The sequence below is a fragment of the Spirosoma harenae genome (assembly GCF_054776975.1).
Map to the genome: position 1 here is coordinate 199,538 of NZ_BAAHBD010000011.1, position 15,645 is coordinate 215,182.

The 15,645-nt window shown below is 45.2% G+C and carries 12 protein-coding genes; all 12 read right to left on the minus strand.

Annotation, left to right across the window (positions count from 1 at the left end; translation table 11 throughout):
* Positions 1–49 precede the first annotated feature (49 nt).
* On the minus strand, positions 50–1,411 hold the full coding sequence (locus tag ACYVE4_RS17575; protein ID WP_461041485.1) for a dipeptidase: 1,362 nt from the start codon (positions 1,409–1,411) through the stop codon (positions 50–52).
* A 158-nt stretch (positions 1,412–1,569) separates the two neighbouring features.
* Positions 1,570–2,220 carry a glycerol-3-phosphate 1-O-acyltransferase PlsY gene (gene plsY, locus ACYVE4_RS17580; protein WP_461041487.1) on the minus strand — a complete coding sequence of 217 codons (651 nt, stop codon included), beginning with the start codon at positions 2,218–2,220 and terminating at the stop codon, positions 1,570–1,572.
* Between the two features lie 159 nt (positions 2,221–2,379).
* On the minus strand, positions 2,380–3,660 hold the full coding sequence (locus ACYVE4_RS17585) for a M16 family metallopeptidase (protein WP_461041488.1): 1,281 nt from the start codon (positions 3,658–3,660) through the stop codon (positions 2,380–2,382).
* A 96-nt stretch (positions 3,661–3,756) separates the two neighbouring features.
* Positions 3,757–4,941: a type IX secretion system outer membrane channel protein PorV gene (gene porV, locus ACYVE4_RS17590; RefSeq protein WP_461041489.1), complete on the minus strand. Its 1,185-nt coding sequence runs from the start codon at positions 4,939–4,941 to the stop codon at positions 3,757–3,759.
* A gap of 118 nt (positions 4,942–5,059) precedes the next feature.
* A complete protein-coding gene (gene porU, locus ACYVE4_RS17595) occupies positions 5,060–8,482 on the minus strand; it encodes a type IX secretion system sortase PorU (RefSeq protein WP_461041490.1) in 3,423 nt (1,140 codons plus the stop codon).
* 10 nt (positions 8,483–8,492) lie between these two features.
* Positions 8,493–9,122: a sprT domain-containing protein gene (locus ACYVE4_RS17600; RefSeq protein ID WP_461041491.1), complete on the minus strand. Its 630-nt coding sequence runs from the start codon at positions 9,120–9,122 to the stop codon at positions 8,493–8,495.
* Between the two features lie 63 nt (positions 9,123–9,185).
* The gene (locus ACYVE4_RS17605; RefSeq protein WP_461041492.1) at positions 9,186–9,377 is read right to left on the minus strand and encodes a hypothetical protein; all 192 of its coding nucleotides are present in this window, start codon (positions 9,375–9,377) and stop codon (positions 9,186–9,188) included.
* A 144-nt stretch (positions 9,378–9,521) separates the two neighbouring features.
* On the minus strand, positions 9,522–10,010 hold the full coding sequence (locus ACYVE4_RS17610) for a GtrA family protein (RefSeq protein ID WP_461041493.1): 489 nt from the start codon (positions 10,008–10,010) through the stop codon (positions 9,522–9,524).
* Between the two features lie 236 nt (positions 10,011–10,246).
* A complete protein-coding gene (locus ACYVE4_RS17615) occupies positions 10,247–11,653 on the minus strand; it encodes an NADH-quinone oxidoreductase subunit N (protein WP_461041494.1) in 1,407 nt (468 codons plus the stop codon).
* A gap of 75 nt (positions 11,654–11,728) precedes the next feature.
* Positions 11,729–13,207, minus strand: a complete 1,479-nt coding sequence (locus ACYVE4_RS17620; RefSeq protein ID WP_461041495.1) for a complex I subunit 4 family protein — start codon at positions 13,205–13,207, stop codon at positions 11,729–11,731.
* A gap of 52 nt (positions 13,208–13,259) precedes the next feature.
* Complete coding sequence (gene nuoL / locus ACYVE4_RS17625; RefSeq protein WP_461041496.1) at positions 13,260–15,170, minus strand: NADH-quinone oxidoreductase subunit L; 1,911 nt, start codon at positions 15,168–15,170, stop codon at positions 13,260–13,262.
* 94 nt (positions 15,171–15,264) lie between these two features.
* Positions 15,265–15,609 (minus strand): NADH-quinone oxidoreductase subunit NuoK, encoded by a 345-nt coding sequence (gene nuoK, locus ACYVE4_RS17630; protein ID WP_020597411.1) that lies wholly within the window; start codon positions 15,607–15,609, stop codon positions 15,265–15,267.
* Positions 15,610–15,645 lie beyond the last annotated feature (36 nt).

Sequence of the window (15,645 nt, forward strand, 5' to 3'; positions counted from 1 at the left end):
GAAGAAAGGTGGATTAATGCAGTAGATACCACAAATTACGGACGTGCAATTACTGTTTAAGCTCAGTATAATGTTTATAGAAATAGGGAATCGTTTCAATTCCTTTGTAAAAATTGAACAAACCGTAACTTTCGTTAGGCGAATGCAACGCATCAGCATCTAGCCCAAATCCCATCAGAATCGACTTAATACCGAGTTCTTTTTCGAATAAAGCCGTAATAGGGATACTACCGCCCCCGCGCGTTGGAATGGGTTTCTTACCCCAGGCATCCTCAAAAGCCTTGCTAGCGGCTTCAAACTCGATAGAATCAACAGGTGTTACATACGGCATGCCGCCGTGATGCGGTGTTACGGTAACTGTTACACCGGCTGGCGCTATGGATTTAAAATGATTAGTGAACAGCTCCGTAATCTCATCCGGCGTCTGATTTGGCACTAACCGCATGCTGATTTTAGCCGATGCTTTAGAAGGCAACACCGTTTTAGCGCCTTCACCCGTATAGCCTCCCCAGATACCATTCACATCCAGTGTCGGACGAATCGAAGTGCGTTCGTTGGTCGAATAGCCAGTTTCACCCATTACCTCGTTGATGCCCAAATCACGTTTGTATTCTTCCAGGTCAAATGGCGCTTTGGCCAATTCAGCGCGTTCGCTATCGCTCAATTCCACTACTTTATCGTAAAAACCGGGGATGTTCACTTTCCCATCTTCATCGTGTAAAGAGGCAATCATTTGGGCCAACACGTTAATCGGGTTCGCGACTCCGCCCCCGTAAACACCTGAATGCAGATCGCGGTTAGCGCCCGTTACCTGAACTTCTACATACGAAAGTCCACGCAAACCCATTTCCAGCGAAGGCGTTTCGTTTGAAATGATGCTCGTATCCGAAATCAAAATGACATCGGCTTTGAGCATATCACGGTTTTCTACAACGAATGTTCCGAGATGATCCGAGCCAACTTCTTCTTCGCCTTCGATCATCACTTTCACGTTACAGGGAAGACCATCCGTTGCCACCATCGCTTCGATGGCTTTGATATGCATGTAGAATTGACCTTTATCGTCACAGGCTCCACGTGCGTAAATCCGTTCGTTGCGAATGGTTGGTTCAAAGGGAGGAGTGTGCCACAGTTCGTAAGGATCAGCAGGCTGGACATCGTAATGACCATATACTAATACCGTCGGCTTTGCCGGGTCAATTATTTTTTCCGCATAAACAACTGGATGGCCCGGCGTTTCAAATAAAGCAGCGTTATCTAATCCGGCAGCAGTCAGTTTATCTTTAATAAATTCTGCGGCTCGGCGAACATCGCCTTTGAAAGCAGAATCAGCAGACACCGAAGGAATACGTAGTAAGTCAAACAATTCATCCAGGAACCGCTGCTTGTTGGCTTCGAGGTAAGTCGTCATATCTGGGTGTATGATGCATGATGTATAATATAGATCAACTAAGCTTATCAGTACATCAAACTTCCTATATCATACATCATACATCCAAAAAGTTTGCCCCGAAGTTACGCACTTTTCGCGCACCGACGGGGCTTCAATTTATTCTATGAAAATGATTCTTATGGCTTTTTGCGGAATCGGATGAGTACCGTGCGGTTCTCCTCTCCTCTCAGAAGCCGACCAATATTCTTTTGGTGCGTGACGACAACCAGTAAAAAAATGACGAAACCAAAGACAATTAAAATCGGATTTTCTTTCTGGCCAAATATCTGAAGCAGCAAAAGTACCGGAAAAGCCAGGGCAGCTGTTATTGACCCAAGCGATACGTATTGAGAGGCAATAACCACCAGAAGGAAAACGCCGATGCAAACTAACGCCATTTCAGGATGCGTCGCCAGCATCATACCAAGCAACGTAGCGACGCCCTTCCCGCCTTTAAAATTGGCGAAAATTGGATAGAGGTGCCCAATTACGGCGATCAGACCAAAAACGATTTTAAACGTCAGGATTTCGTTGGCGGTAATCACATCAGCATACCAAAGCAAATTTGACATGATAGCCGCTGTATAGCCTTTTAATACGTCCACCAGCATCACAATAGTACCAGCCCTTTTCCCTAATACGCGAAAGGTATTTGTCGCCCCAGCGTTTCCACTTCCATACTTGCGAATATCTATTCCAAAAAATCCTTGTCCATACCAGACGGCAGTGGGAATGGAACCTAAAAAATAAGCGATTACGGCGGTGATGCTAATTAATAGGACGTTCATTAAGAAAAAAGGTATACAGTTTGAATAGAGAAATAATCGAACGAAACGACTAGCTCTACAAAGGAGTGTAACCCCAAAATTACGGGATTGTTACTAAACGGTCAATCTTTTTATCCTACAAAAATGGCTTGATAAGTTAATAAAGGCTATAAAAAGATATCATTTTCCACCGACAATGACTTCACTCAAACGATCAGATCCTAAATAACGTGTTACCATTTGCATAATATCAGTAGACGTAACCGCTCTGATCTTCTGAATGTAGGTCGTTAGGAAATCAGCAGGCATGCCATCCAGCAAAATAACTTTATACCGATCCGCAATTTCGAATGGAGTGTTGAGCGAACCAACAAATTCGCCAGCCATGTAATTTTTTACCGTTTCCAGTTCGTCATCTGATACGGGCTCCGTCTGGAGAATGTTGATTTCCTTATGGATTTCGTCTAAAGTTTGCTGCGTATTTTCTTTGTTTACATCCGTACCAATCAGGAAATAGCCATCATGACGGAAGGAAGGCATATTCGAGGATATGCCGTATGTAAAGCCTTTTTCTTCGCGAATATTCTTCATCAATCGCGATCCGAAATAACCGCCAAACACTTCATTCGCAACCAACACTGCAAAAAAGTCAGGATGCGAACGCGTAAATAATCGACGTCCTAGCCGTATTGATGATTGGATACTATCAGGCTTTTCGGAGAGCACAGAAAGGGTATTATTATCTGCTATATTCTCAGCAAACGAAGGAAGAATATCGGTCCGAATTGCTGATTGACCGAGCGCTCGATTGATGAGTAGGATTTCATTTTCGGCTGCCTGTCCAGCCAGAATGATCTGAAATGGCCGATTTCGGATAACTCGTTCATAAAAGCTCACGATATTGTCGCGGCTGATTGTCTCAACAAAAGCAGGTTTCTGACTACGGCCATACGGGTGTTCTGCGCCAAAAAGCGTCTCCCGAAACAGAACGCCCGCCAGATAAGCATTCTTCTCATAATTAACCCGCAGATTCTGAAGCGTAATATTGCGTAGGTCTTCCAGTTCTTTCTGCGGAAACGTTGGCTCCGTCAGAATTTCGGCCAGAAGAGGTAATATGTTCGGCAGGAATTTCGTCAGGCAATAAACAACGATGCTCGCTCGGTCTGGTCCTGTATTTAGCTCCAGAAAGGCTCCGTAGCTGTCCACATATTCGCTAATCTGCGCTGACGAACGCGACGTTGTCCCTTCCGATAGCATTTTCATGGCAAAGAACGCGCTTCCCGGAACTTGCTCATACCAGGTTCCAGCATCGAAAACACATTCTAATCGAAGGACCGGTTGATGCGCTACCGCAATCAGATGCAGTGGAATACCATTATCCAATCGATGTGATTGAACAGCCGGTAGCAGTATTTCATTTATGGCCTGAAAAGGCGGAGATTGGGTTCTATCGAGCGTCATATAAAGAGTGAAAGAGTAAAAGAGCGAAAGAGTGAAAGAACGCACTGACCAGCTAAGCCCTCGCTCTTTCACTCTTTCGCTCTTTTACTCTTTTAGTTAATTCGAATCGTCGTTTAGGGCTTCATCGTCATCGCCAATTCGATCACTTTTGGCGAAGTTTAAGATCAGCGAAATCCGGAATGTATCCGCCAAGGGGCTTCCCTGTTTAATTGGAATCAGGTATGAAAAATCAACACCAAATCGCTGCTGTAAGCGAAGTCCGATACCGGTCGTCACATATTTACGGCCGCCTTTCTCGTTGGACTCGTTGAAATAACCAACCCGGGCAGCAAACTGATCGTTATACCAATACTCTATACCTGTCGACAGAGTAATCTCTTTTAGTTCTTCGCTAAATCCACCGGGAGCATCGGCGAACGAACCAAATACTGATTCGAAATATCCTTTATTCGCATTCAAATTGACCCCGTTCACAACATTTGGGGTTGGTACCATTAGTTTATTGGCATCGACCAAAAAGTTGAATTTGTTGTATTGGTCAGCAAACAAGGTTATGCCTGTTCCTATCCGGAAGTTTGTTGGAATGAAATAGCTCTGGCTGCCACCATAATTAAGACGCCCACCTAAGTTTGAGATCATGGCTCCGAATCCCCAGCCTACCCCTTTGCCCGTAGCGTTGTCGCGTGCTTCATCATAATAATAGGCGCTAATATCAGCAGCTGCCGTTGCACCAGGTTTAAGCCCCGGACTACTGCTGCCCGCTGCCAGGTTTGAGTTCAGGTATTTAATACTGGCGGCCAGCGAAAACCGATCCGAAAGTCGTTGAGTAATCGACCCTGTAATAGCATATTCACGAGAATTGAATGTGCCCATGCTAACACCTTGCGCCGTTGTAAAGTCAACCGTACCTAAATCGAAATAAAGTAATGAACCGGATATAGCTGTGTTTTTACCTACTTTCGAGTATCCACTCAGATACGTATAATACATATCGCCAATCAGATTCCGTAGCCAGGGCGTATAGGAAAGCGTAGCACCTTTAGACTGCTTTGCGAAGACTAATTTTGCCGGATTCCAGAATACAGCACTAGCGTCTGCATCACCCAAAGCTACGCCAGCATCGCCGAGCGCACCAGAACGCGCATCAGGTGTAAAATTCAGAAACGGGACGGAGGAAGTGGGGACATTAAGAGTTGCGCCGTTAAGGGTGCCTTGGGCAGAAACAACGAACGGGAAAAGACTATAAACGCCGAGAAGAACACGGAAAAAATTGCGCTTCATAGAAAGAATGTTGGTCAACGACAGCAACTGATTATGGTGAGTATGGCAGCCCTGTGCGGTCAAAATTACAAGGAATCCTTGGATTAGAAAAAATGAGATTATTTTAAGTCCTGATAAATCATTTAGTTACTATTATTCGTCCGGTACCAAGTGCTGTTGTGCCATCAACTGCCGAACGAATGGTAAGGCGGACAACATAAAGTCCGTTAGGTGCTGGTTGCCCATTATCCATCATACCGCTCCAGGCGCCAACATTGACAATCGCATCGCAATTCGTACACTGGCCTACCTGCTGATGTAGTAATCGACTATTCAGGTCGTATACCCCTACTGTCCAGTCAAGCGGCTCGCCCGAACGATTCAGTTCAGCCATTAATGTTGTTTGATCAATTAGTGGGTTAGGGCTAGCTCGGAAGGTCCGCAATGCTAAACCGGGCCGTTCAGAAACTACTATGGTCAACGTGCCCTCAACCGAATTATTGTTAATATCCCATGCTTTGACCCGAATCGTATAAGTGCCTGGCGATACATCCCGAAAGGTGTATTTCACTTGCCCCTGACGTCCAGTTGATCCATTAGCAATATAGTATTCATTTAAAATAACAACAGATTGGCTTCCGAGCTGGGCCGTTAGCTCATGACCTAAGCCTGATCGGGCAATATTTATGCCCCGATTATCGGCTAAGTTAATTTGCAGCGTTACGTCCGGCCCTGCCACATGAACAATATCGCCTTCCACACGGCCCCCTACAACAGTAATTGCCACCGTAGGCGGGGTTGTATCAATACTATCAGCAAAAACGCTGCCACCTACGCGTAGGCTATCGTAATTACCCATTGCATCGAGCAAACTATCGGCGCGCACAGCATACAAATACAGTTTCCCCCAACCGACTGTGTAATCAATATCTTTAGGTATTGTAAAGCGTAAGGAGAATTTGCCTTGTTGCACTGGTACCTGACCAATAAAAATTGGATTTTTAAATACCTGATAGCTCATTTTCGGGCTATCCGATTCATTGCCAAGGGTGGTTTGAGTCACCGCTTTGTCATACAACGACACTCGAACGGTACCGGTGAAGTTGGTTACTGATTGGTTCTGCTGCCGAATTTCACCCGTTAACTCAACCGTCTGGAGCGCTTTGAGCGTATCGATACGTGTGGCTGAGATGGCTTTGCCATTCACCTGTGTAAGTACTGCCTTCGCCTTTGGATAGGCTAATTGCATCGATGGATCGCCCAGAAGAGTGAAATTCCGGTTTACGGAGCCTGTTAAACTATTATTTTTCGTCAAACGCATTATATCGCCCAGGCGTGGCATCTGACCATTGATTGGGGTGAAAACTGCATTATAAAATGCCTGATTCAGCAATAGATTGGTATTTGAATAAACAGGTCTTGTCGTTGTCAATAGCCCAATTCCTCCGCCTGTCCGGCTCAACAGTGTAAGCTCTGCACCCGATGTAATACCCGGATCATCGTACCGACCAAACTGACAGGTAGCTGTCACAAACAAAGGCAGACGACTATTTTTCCAGGAAAGAATATCCTGAAGCGTCACGATCTGCTCTTCGGCCAAACCCGCTATGCCACCATGTCCGCTATAATTGATAATTAGCCTACCATCCGCAATATCCTGGTTAATAGTCTGATTAACAGCGGGCGCTTTTTGGCCAGTGGCTGTATTTTCCTGCAAATAATCTCCTAAAAAAAGACGTTCGGGCCGATAGGCTGGATGCTGGCTCTCAATCATTTTAGCGAGTAATTCAGCGTGTTTCTGATGCTCGTTATAGTCTCCATCATCGGCAACAAACAGCGTTCGTGTCTGCCAATCACCGGTCAAGGCCGGATCAGAACTGTAACGAATAAGCTTGTCAACAACCGTTTGGGCTTCATCCAAAGATTTTACTGGCAATCGACCCACACCAATATCCATTAGATGATCGCCCTGTACAGTTTCCGCCCATTCGCCTTCATTAGCATCCATGAACCCAAAGTAATCATCGGATGAATAGCTATAAACAGGATGATAGGACTCGCGGCTCTCATAGGTAGGCACCATATTGGCCAGTTGAGTCGAACTGATTTGCCCACCAATATTGCGATAATCGTAGGTCGCATCCCCGAAAAGGAGTAGGTATCGAAGTTTAGAAGGTTGTTTCTGATAGAAGTAACGCGCCATATCTCGAATAGCTGTCAGATCGGCCTGACCAGAACCGAATTCATTATATACCTGCTGAGTCGTTACGACCAATACCGAAAGTTGATCATGATCGCGTCGAAATTGTGCTAACCGTTCGGCCTGCGCTCGCCAGGTAGCAGGTGTAACAATAAGTAAATCAGGTGTAGATTGAGTATGTAAATCCTGATTCGCGACAGACGCCGTTGATACAGGTGTTAATAGTTGCGAGTCTGTGAACAAAAAATAATCTCGAATTTGAGAAGATATCCAGCCTGCTTCCTGCCCCGAAATGGTATAAGCCTGTGAAATTGGAACAATTGGATTGGTAATATCCCAGGCACGTAAACTAGAACTGGCTTGTTTTACAGAATACTGGCCTGCCGCCAACCGACGTACCCACGTTGGCCGGTCGTATTGACGAAGTTCACGGCGGATCAGCAGGCCCAGCGAATTCAAATAACCCTGTGCGCTATATAGGCCATTTTTCTGAAACGTAATCGCGAATTGAATAGGATTGGTAGTTGTGGTTAGTTTTGCTAAAAGCGTGTCTAATCGCCCCTCAACGGCCTGATAATCATATTCATACCCTGATACAGAAGGTATTGACGATGTACCAATTAATTGATTATTAAGCCTAAATTGGAATCGAGTGGCTACCATGGCTCCAGCTGCTACCGATGCAGTTGCTCGTATTGGTGCATCTGCAACAGCGCCTGGTACATCAAACGATATCGTCTTTGTCGTGTCGGTTGTCAGGTATTCACCCAGCCATTCGCGCCCGGAACGTACCGAAGGAAGTTTGACCTGATCCAGCTCATGAAATTGATAATCATCAAAGGTCGTAACGGTTGGCGACGACAAAGTGCCTGCAGCACGATCAGCAATACGCAAACCAGGAGTAGCACCAATCGTTAAAAAATAAAACGTTGTATCGGAATAGAGATTCAGTTGATGGGTGAAACGCCGGGCTACTGAATCGTACCGAATGACGTGTGGACTTTGACCAAAAAACATGATCGCATCGTCCGTATCAAATCGACCGTCGGATTCACCCGTTACCTGGATCGCATTTTCAAGTAAATCAGTCGGTCGGGAAACAGCATTCGCCTGGGCTAACATAGCTCCTCCATTGCCATACAATCGCAATGTTCGGGGATCAGCCGTTGAAAAAGCGGGATTGATTTTTACTAGTTGCGCCTGACTTAGCCGATACACCCCCGACTGCGTAATACCAATTTTTACCCATGTTCCTTGCCGAAGCACTGATTGCGCTATAGCATTGGCATGAATAAATAAAAACGACAAGGGGAGAATGAAGCTTACCATCAGTTGCCATCGAACTGATTTTCGCTGATTCATAATACCTTGTCTATTTTTCATCAATTTCTACCCAGGCATGGGCCAGAATGGCGTATGATCTTCCCGAAACTACTTCCTTACAAACGACGCGAGTCCGGCGTAGCGTACCTCGCACATACGTCTTTTGTGCAAATCGAAATGCATCTCCTTCTAGCACGTCCTGAAGCATTACCCGATTCTGAGTAATTTCTTCCGATACCTGCACATCGAACTGTCGTAATGCAAGCATCAGAACTGGGTTTGCATAGGTTGTGGCCGCTGGTTTGGCCATATATTGCTTCAGTGGTGTTAGAACAGAAGCAGGAAAAATAGCTTCCGATAGCAAAGGCTGCATAAGTCGCTGAAACGCTACTTGCCAGGATTTTCCGTGCGGTTTTGCCCGCCGGGTTTTTCGTAGAAGTGTATACTGATAATGTACATCGGCGTGAGCCACTTCATGAATATAAGTAATTAGGAACGCGTAAGGATTCAGATTTTTATTAACCGTAATCTGAGTCTGATTGGCCGGCAAAACGCGGAAGTCGCCCAACCGGGTGCGACGTGGATTGGTGACTCTAAAGTTAAAGCGATAATACTGCCAAAGCTTCCGACAGTAGTCGGAAGCGCCCGATGGAATGTGTGTAGCGAATACGTCTGTCAAAGTCGGTAAAAACAAAAAAGCCTTATAAAAATAAGGCTTTTTTAAATGCTGGAAGGAAGAAGCTTATTTCTTCGTGGTATCAGCAGCAGCGGAATCACCTGCCATCGTAGAAGCCGAATCCGTAGCCATCGTGGTGGTGTCAGTCGACATAGTAGCTGTTGAATCAGCAGCAGCTTCTTCTGTTTTAGGTTTGCTTTGGCAAGCTGCGAAAGTCAACATGCTGCCCACGAATAATAAAGCGAATACTTTTTTCATTGTCCTGTTAGTGCTATTTTAGGTTTTAGAGAGCAAATATAGTTTTTTTCTATCGAATGCAATAAATACCTAAGTAAATATACAGAAAGAGAGTTTTTTATTTAAAAAATCCTAATCAGGATAGAACTATATAGGGAATTTCATTCATATCTGCTCCTGCTTCTCTTTCGAAGTTCTAGAAAGAATCCTATCGTAAAAACCTGTACTACGAAAGGTTAGGAGCTTATGACCAAAGTAATTGGCCAGGAAACTAAATCCCATTCCCACCACGTGGGACATTTTCTCCCGCCACCAGAGCGATACTTTTGAAAAAAAAGGATTTGCGATCCATTCAAGTGTAGCTACAGCAACTCCTACCTGAACTCCCCAGGCAACTAATGCAATAATGACAAACTTGACCATTTCACGGCCTGTATTGCCCGTTTGCTTAGCAGAAAAAGCGAAATTTTTGGTTGGCAGAAAACTAATAACAGTAGCAGTCAGATAACCGAGAAAAACGCTGGTCGAGTAGCCAAAATAGTTCCGGTAAAGAATCTGGCTAAAGAAATTAACAGAAGCACCTAGCAGAGCCGTCAGGAAGAACGAGAAAAAACTATTGTCGTTTTTAGACTTGGGCTGTTCGATTCTGCTCACGTTGACTAGTTGACCGGACAAGAAAAGTTGGATTTATTAAGGGTACGTATCTTGCAAATCCAAAAGTACAAACTCCGGACCAAATGTCTATGCTCTCAGTAAGGCTGACTTACCATATGGTCAGACAAGAGGAAGAAATATTCTGTGGACAACTAATTAACTATACGCAATAATTCATTAACTATCAATATGTTACAAGAAAATATCTTACAGATTCTAAACTTTTGTAAGCTTATTTAGAAAAGACCTTGTAAAAGACCTGGTGCAATACCCAGCCCCAAAGTGAGAATAGTAGCTGCTAATAATACGTAACGATAAAATGGAGCCACGCGAATGGCATCGTAGCCGCCATCCCGAAAATACATGGCGATAATAACCTTAAAGTAATAATAAATCCCTACAGCAGACATTAGTACAGCTACAACTAGCAGCCAGATTTGCCCACGCTCAACGGCCGTTGAGAACATATAAAATTTACCCCAGAAACCAGCCGTTAAGGGTATACCCGCTAAAGAAAGCATCGAAACAGTCATCGCGACGCCCAATAGCGGGTTTTGCCGAGCAAGACCGTTGAAGGAATCAAAGTTTTCAGTGATTACACCTTCGCTGGTAAGAGTCTGTGAACTACGCTGTTGCGCTACCAATAGCAATACGCCGAAAGCCGCAATAGTTGCTACTGAATAAGCGAGTGAATAAAAGACAATTGCCTGTTTTGTTTGTGTTCCTAGTGATGCTAAGCCAATCAGCAGATAACCCGCGTGCGAAATGCTGGAATATGCCATCATCCGCTTAAAACTGCTTTGATAAACGGCGGTAATATTACCAACAATCAGAGTTAGTGCTGTAATAATTGCCAGAATCGTCCACCAGAACGTATATACACCACCAAACGAAACAGAAAGCAGCCGAAATAAGGCCGCAAAACCAGCCGTTTTTACCACCGTCGACATGAAGGCGGTGAAAATGGTTGGTGCACCATCATAAACGTCCGGTGTCCAGAAATGGAAAGGAGCCGCTGAGACTTTAAATAGTAAGCCAATTAAAAGCATTAACAGACCAACGTACAGCAGGAGTGAAAGACCTGTTTCGGGATGAGCTGCGTAGCCGCCAATACCCGCAATCGTAAACGAACCTGTTGCGCCATAGAGCAAGGCCATACCGAACAGCATGATGCCCGTAGCAAAAGCGCCCATCAGAAAATACTTCAAGGCAGCTTCATTGGAACGAAGGTTACGCTTATCGCTTCCCGTCAATACGTACATGGCAACGGATAAAATTTCAACACCAACAAACAGCATAATCAAATTCTCGAAGCTGACCATCATAATGGCCCCTACTAATGAGAACAAAATAAGGGCGTAATATTCAGCGGGTTGAGCAGCTTCATCCTCCAGAAAATTACTCGATAACGCTACCACCATAAATGCCGATCCCAACATAATGGCCGTAAATACCATCGCCAGATTATTGGTTCGCAACATATCGTTGAAATATAGATACGTTTTGTTCCAATCGAGGAAATTGACAACCAATGAGATAAGCAAGAACAACAGTGCAGCGGGTAATAGCACACTCTTCGACTTCAAAAAGCCAAGGAACAAGAGTCCGATGCCAAAAACCGATAACAGGACGATGGGAAGCATTTCTTTTTGTTCAAAGTTTATTGTTTCAAGTTTCAGGTTGGTTTTTGTCAAACATGAAACTTGGAACCTGAAACATTATTTCATTGATACTGCCGTTGTGCCGATGTATTTCATCAGATTGGCTATAGCAGGTTCGGTTACTTTTAAAAATGTATGCGGGTAAACACCAATCCAGAATACCATTACAACCAGTGGGATAAATACCCAACTCTCTGAACTGGTCAGATCGGCAACGGATTCGGTCCGTGATGAAGTCGGCCCAAACATGCTTTTCTGGAACATCCGAAGCATATAAACGGCTCCGAAAATAATGGTGAAACCAGCGGCTAATCCTAGATAATTGTTATACGTAAAGACACCATGAAGCAATAGGAATTCGCCAACAAAACCGTTTGTCAGCGGAAGCGCTACACTGCCTAACAGCATGATCATGAAGAAGACAGTCAATTTTGGCGTTGACTGCGTAATGCCGCCCAATTGGTCAAGTTGCCGCGTATTGGTGCGGTTGAAAATAATATCAGCGACGAAAAACATGCCGACGACATTGATGCCGTGTGCCAGCATCTGAACGAGCGCTCCCTGCAATCCTGTTTCAGTTTGCGAGAATACGCCAGCCGCCATCAATCCAACGTGTGAAAACGACGAATAGGCAATCAGACGTTTCATATCGCGCTGACGAATGGCAATGACCGAACCGTAAATGATACCGATAACGGAAAGAATAACAGCCGTTTGCCCCCAGTTTTCAACGCCAACTGATGTAATGGGTAGGATAAACCGAATCAATCCGTAAACCCCCATTTTCAGCATGATACCGGCCAGCAGCATCGTAGCGGGCGTTGGCGATTCGACATAGGTATCTGGCTGCCAGGTATGGAATGGGAAAACAGGCATTTTAATGGCAAATGCAATAAAGAATGCCCAGAACAGCCAATTTTCGGCTTGCGGAGTTAGGTTAAGTTTGTAGAAATCAGCGATAGCGGCCGAATGAGGAGCTGTTACCGTGGCAGGTGTCTGGTAATACAGATAGACTAGTGCAAGCAGCATGAACAAGCTACCGAAAATGGTATAAACGAAGAATTTGAACGTAACCGGAATCCGATTTTCTCCGCCCCACATAGCAGCCAGGAAATAAATAGGAATCAGCGCAGCTTCGAAGAAGAGGTAAAACAAGAATCCGTCGCGAGCGGTAAAAACGCCCATCAGTGCCGCCTGCATATACAGCATCAGTGCGTAGAACGTAGATGGATTTTTATACGTCCGGTCAAATGTCGAGAGGACAATGAACGGAACCAGCAAGCCTGTCAGAAGAACTAACAGTAGGCTAATTCCATCGATCCCCGCACTAAACCGGATGCCTAATGAGCCAATCCAGGCATAATCAAAACCGAACTGCGATGTTGCATCGGGTTTGAAGGCGGAAAAAGCGTAGCCAGCAATTGCTAATTCAACCAGGGCAGCTATTAAGGCTACCTGTTTTATCCGTTCTCCCCCAATTATCAAAATCAGGGAGGCCGCTGCGACAGGAAAAAAAATCAGTAATAAGGTAAGCATATATCGATTTACGAATTACGATGGACGATGTAGTACGAATTCGCGTAGTTACTTAAAATCGAATAAAGAACCGGAAGGCAAAGATGAGCACAATGCTTACAACCATTGCCAGTACGTAAAAGCCGATTGAACCGCTTTGCAGCAATCGTAACTGCGCCGAAGCTTGGCGAACTAGCCAGGCAACACCGTTCACAACGCCATCAATTAACCCTTCCCCGAAGCTATAGAGCGCATCCCCCAATCCGCGAATTGGCCGAACGATAATGGTCTCATACAGCTCATCGACGTAGTATTTGTTGTAGATAACTTGTTCAGGTAGAGAACGCTCGGTAGTATCCGGCGCTGGTACGGCTCCACGATTTATGTACATGACAAAAGCAATACCGAACGACACTAAAGCAACTCCCGACGAGATAGCCATTAGCATATACTCTGTTCCATGATCAATTGCACCTTCGGCAAACGCTTCAGGATTTACCTGTCGCGAACCTTCGAAAAGCGGTTCCATAAAGTGAGTTAGCCAACCCCCTCCCGGCAGATTCAACGCTCCGCCAAGAACTGACAGAACGGCAAGAATCATCAAAGGCAACGTCATTGTTAGCGGTGATTCATGCAGGTGATGCTTTTGTTCTTCCGTTCCTCGGAACTCGCCGAAGAAGGTTAAGAATAATAACCGGAACATGTAAAAAGAGGTCAGACCAGAACCTAAAACGCCCAAGCCCCAAAGCAGTTTACTATGCTCATAGACGTGCGCTAAAATTTCGTCTTTTGAAAAGAAACCGGCTAAAGGAGGAATACCTGAAATAGCCCAGGTACCCAATAAAAAGGTTGTGAACGTAATCGGTAACGCTTTCCGCAAGCCACCCATTTTGCGAATGTCCTGCTCATCCGACATCGCGTGAATGACACTACCCGCTCCCAGAAACAGCAGCGCTTTAAAGAACGCGTGGGTCATTACGTGGAACATACCCGCGGTGTAAGCTGTGGCGCTCAAACCAAGGAACATGTAGCCCAACTGCGAAACGGTTGAATACGCAAGAACCTTTTTGATGTCATTCTGTAATAACCCAATCGAAGCGGCTAACAACGCTGTTGCAATCGCGATACCGCCAATAATCTGGATGGTCAATGGAGAGAGCGTATATAACACATTCGATCGAACGACCATGTAGATTCCGGCGGTAACCATCGTTGCTGCGTGAATCAGCGCCGATACAGGCGTTGGACCAGCCATAGCATCGGGTAACCAGGTATACAATGGAATCTGCGCCGATTTACCCATTGCGCCAACAAATAACAATAGTGTAATGGCCAAAACCGTTTTATCGCCCATTTCCAGGCTCGTTGCCTGTTTGAAAATATCGAGGTATTCGACGCTACCAAACGTGTTGATCAACATGAATATGCCCAACAGGAAGCCCAAATCTCCGATCCGGTTCATGACGAATGCTTTCCGGGCGGCATTGTTGTAACTGACATTCTTGTTCCAGAAACCGATGAGCAGGTACGAACAAAGCCCTACGCCTTCCCAGCCAATGAACATGATGACGTAGTTAGACCCCATCACCAGCAGCAACATGAAGAAAATAAACAGGTTCAGGAACGACATGAACTTGCCAAATCCTTCATCGTGATGCATATAGCCAATGCTATACAGGTGAATCAACGACCCAACGCCCGTTACGACCAGCAGCATCAACAATGATAACTGGTCGATCTGAAACGAGAAATTGATGTGTAGATCGCCAACGCTGATCCAGTCGAAGAGGGTAACGACTTGTGGACCAGCTTCAGCCTGGAAGCCAAGAAATAAGGAGATCGAAATCAGAAAGGAAGCGAGTACAGCTGCGGTAGCAACAACGCCAACCAAACCTGTTGGTACCCGACGAAAGCCCAGTCCGTTGATCAAAAAGCCAACAAGTGGGAACAGCGGGATTAAGGCACAGAGTAATTCTATTTTCATTGGTCGATAGTCGATAGTCGTCAGTCGATAGAATTCGTCAGTCACTATTGACTAACGACCGCTCCGGCGGCCCGGTATCGACTGAAAACTCGTTTTACCATTTCAGTTTGTTAAGCAGTCCGACGTCGATGGATCGGGTATTTCGATAAATCATCACAATAATAGCCAGCCCGACCGATACTTCAGCGGCCGCAACAGCCATAATGAAAAAGACGAATACTTGTCCGGCAGAATCCGATCGGTACGACGAAAAGGCGATGAGTAATAAGTTGACGGCGTTGAGCATCAACTCAATAGACATAAAAATAATGATCGCGTTCCGCCGGGTCAATACACCAATGATACCGATAACAAAGAGAGCTGTACTGAGAATCAGGTAATACGTGAGCGGTATTTGCTGAATAACTTCTGGAATGAGGACGTCCTGCGTGGGTTGCATGGCTTACCAGTTAATAAAAAGTATCGCAAATGTAAA

Bases quoted from the DNA above. Each gene is read 5' to 3' on its own strand.
- ACYVE4_RS17575 (WP_461041485.1), bottom strand. From the start codon at position 1,411: ATGACGACTTACCTCGAAGCCAACAAGCAGCGGTTCCTGGATGAATTG.
- ACYVE4_RS17615 (WP_461041494.1), bottom strand. From the start codon at position 11,653: ATGCTTCCCATCGTCCTGTTATCGGTTTTTGGCATCGGACTCTTGTTC.
- porU (WP_461041490.1), bottom strand. From the start codon at position 8,482: ATGAATCAGCGAAAATCAGTTCGATGGCAACTGATGGTAAGCTTCATT.
- ACYVE4_RS17585 (WP_461041488.1), bottom strand. From the start codon at position 3,660: ATGACGCTCGATAGAACCCAATCTCCGCCTTTTCAGGCCATAAATGAA.
- plsY (WP_461041487.1), bottom strand. From the start codon at position 2,220: ATGAACGTCCTATTAATTAGCATCACCGCCGTAATCGCTTATTTTTTA.
- nuoK (WP_020597411.1), bottom strand. From the start codon at position 15,609: ATGCAACCCACGCAGGACGTCCTCATTCCAGAAGTTATTCAGCAAATA.
- ACYVE4_RS17605 (WP_461041492.1), bottom strand. From the start codon at position 9,377: ATGAAAAAAGTATTCGCTTTATTATTCGTGGGCAGCATGTTGACTTTC.
- porV (WP_461041489.1), bottom strand. From the start codon at position 4,941: ATGAAGCGCAATTTTTTCCGTGTTCTTCTCGGCGTTTATAGTCTTTTC.
- nuoL (WP_461041496.1), bottom strand. From the start codon at position 15,170: ATGAAAATAGAATTACTCTGTGCCTTAATCCCGCTGTTCCCACTTGTT.
- ACYVE4_RS17620 (WP_461041495.1), bottom strand. From the start codon at position 13,207: ATGCTTACCTTATTACTGATTTTTTTTCCTGTCGCAGCGGCCTCCCTG.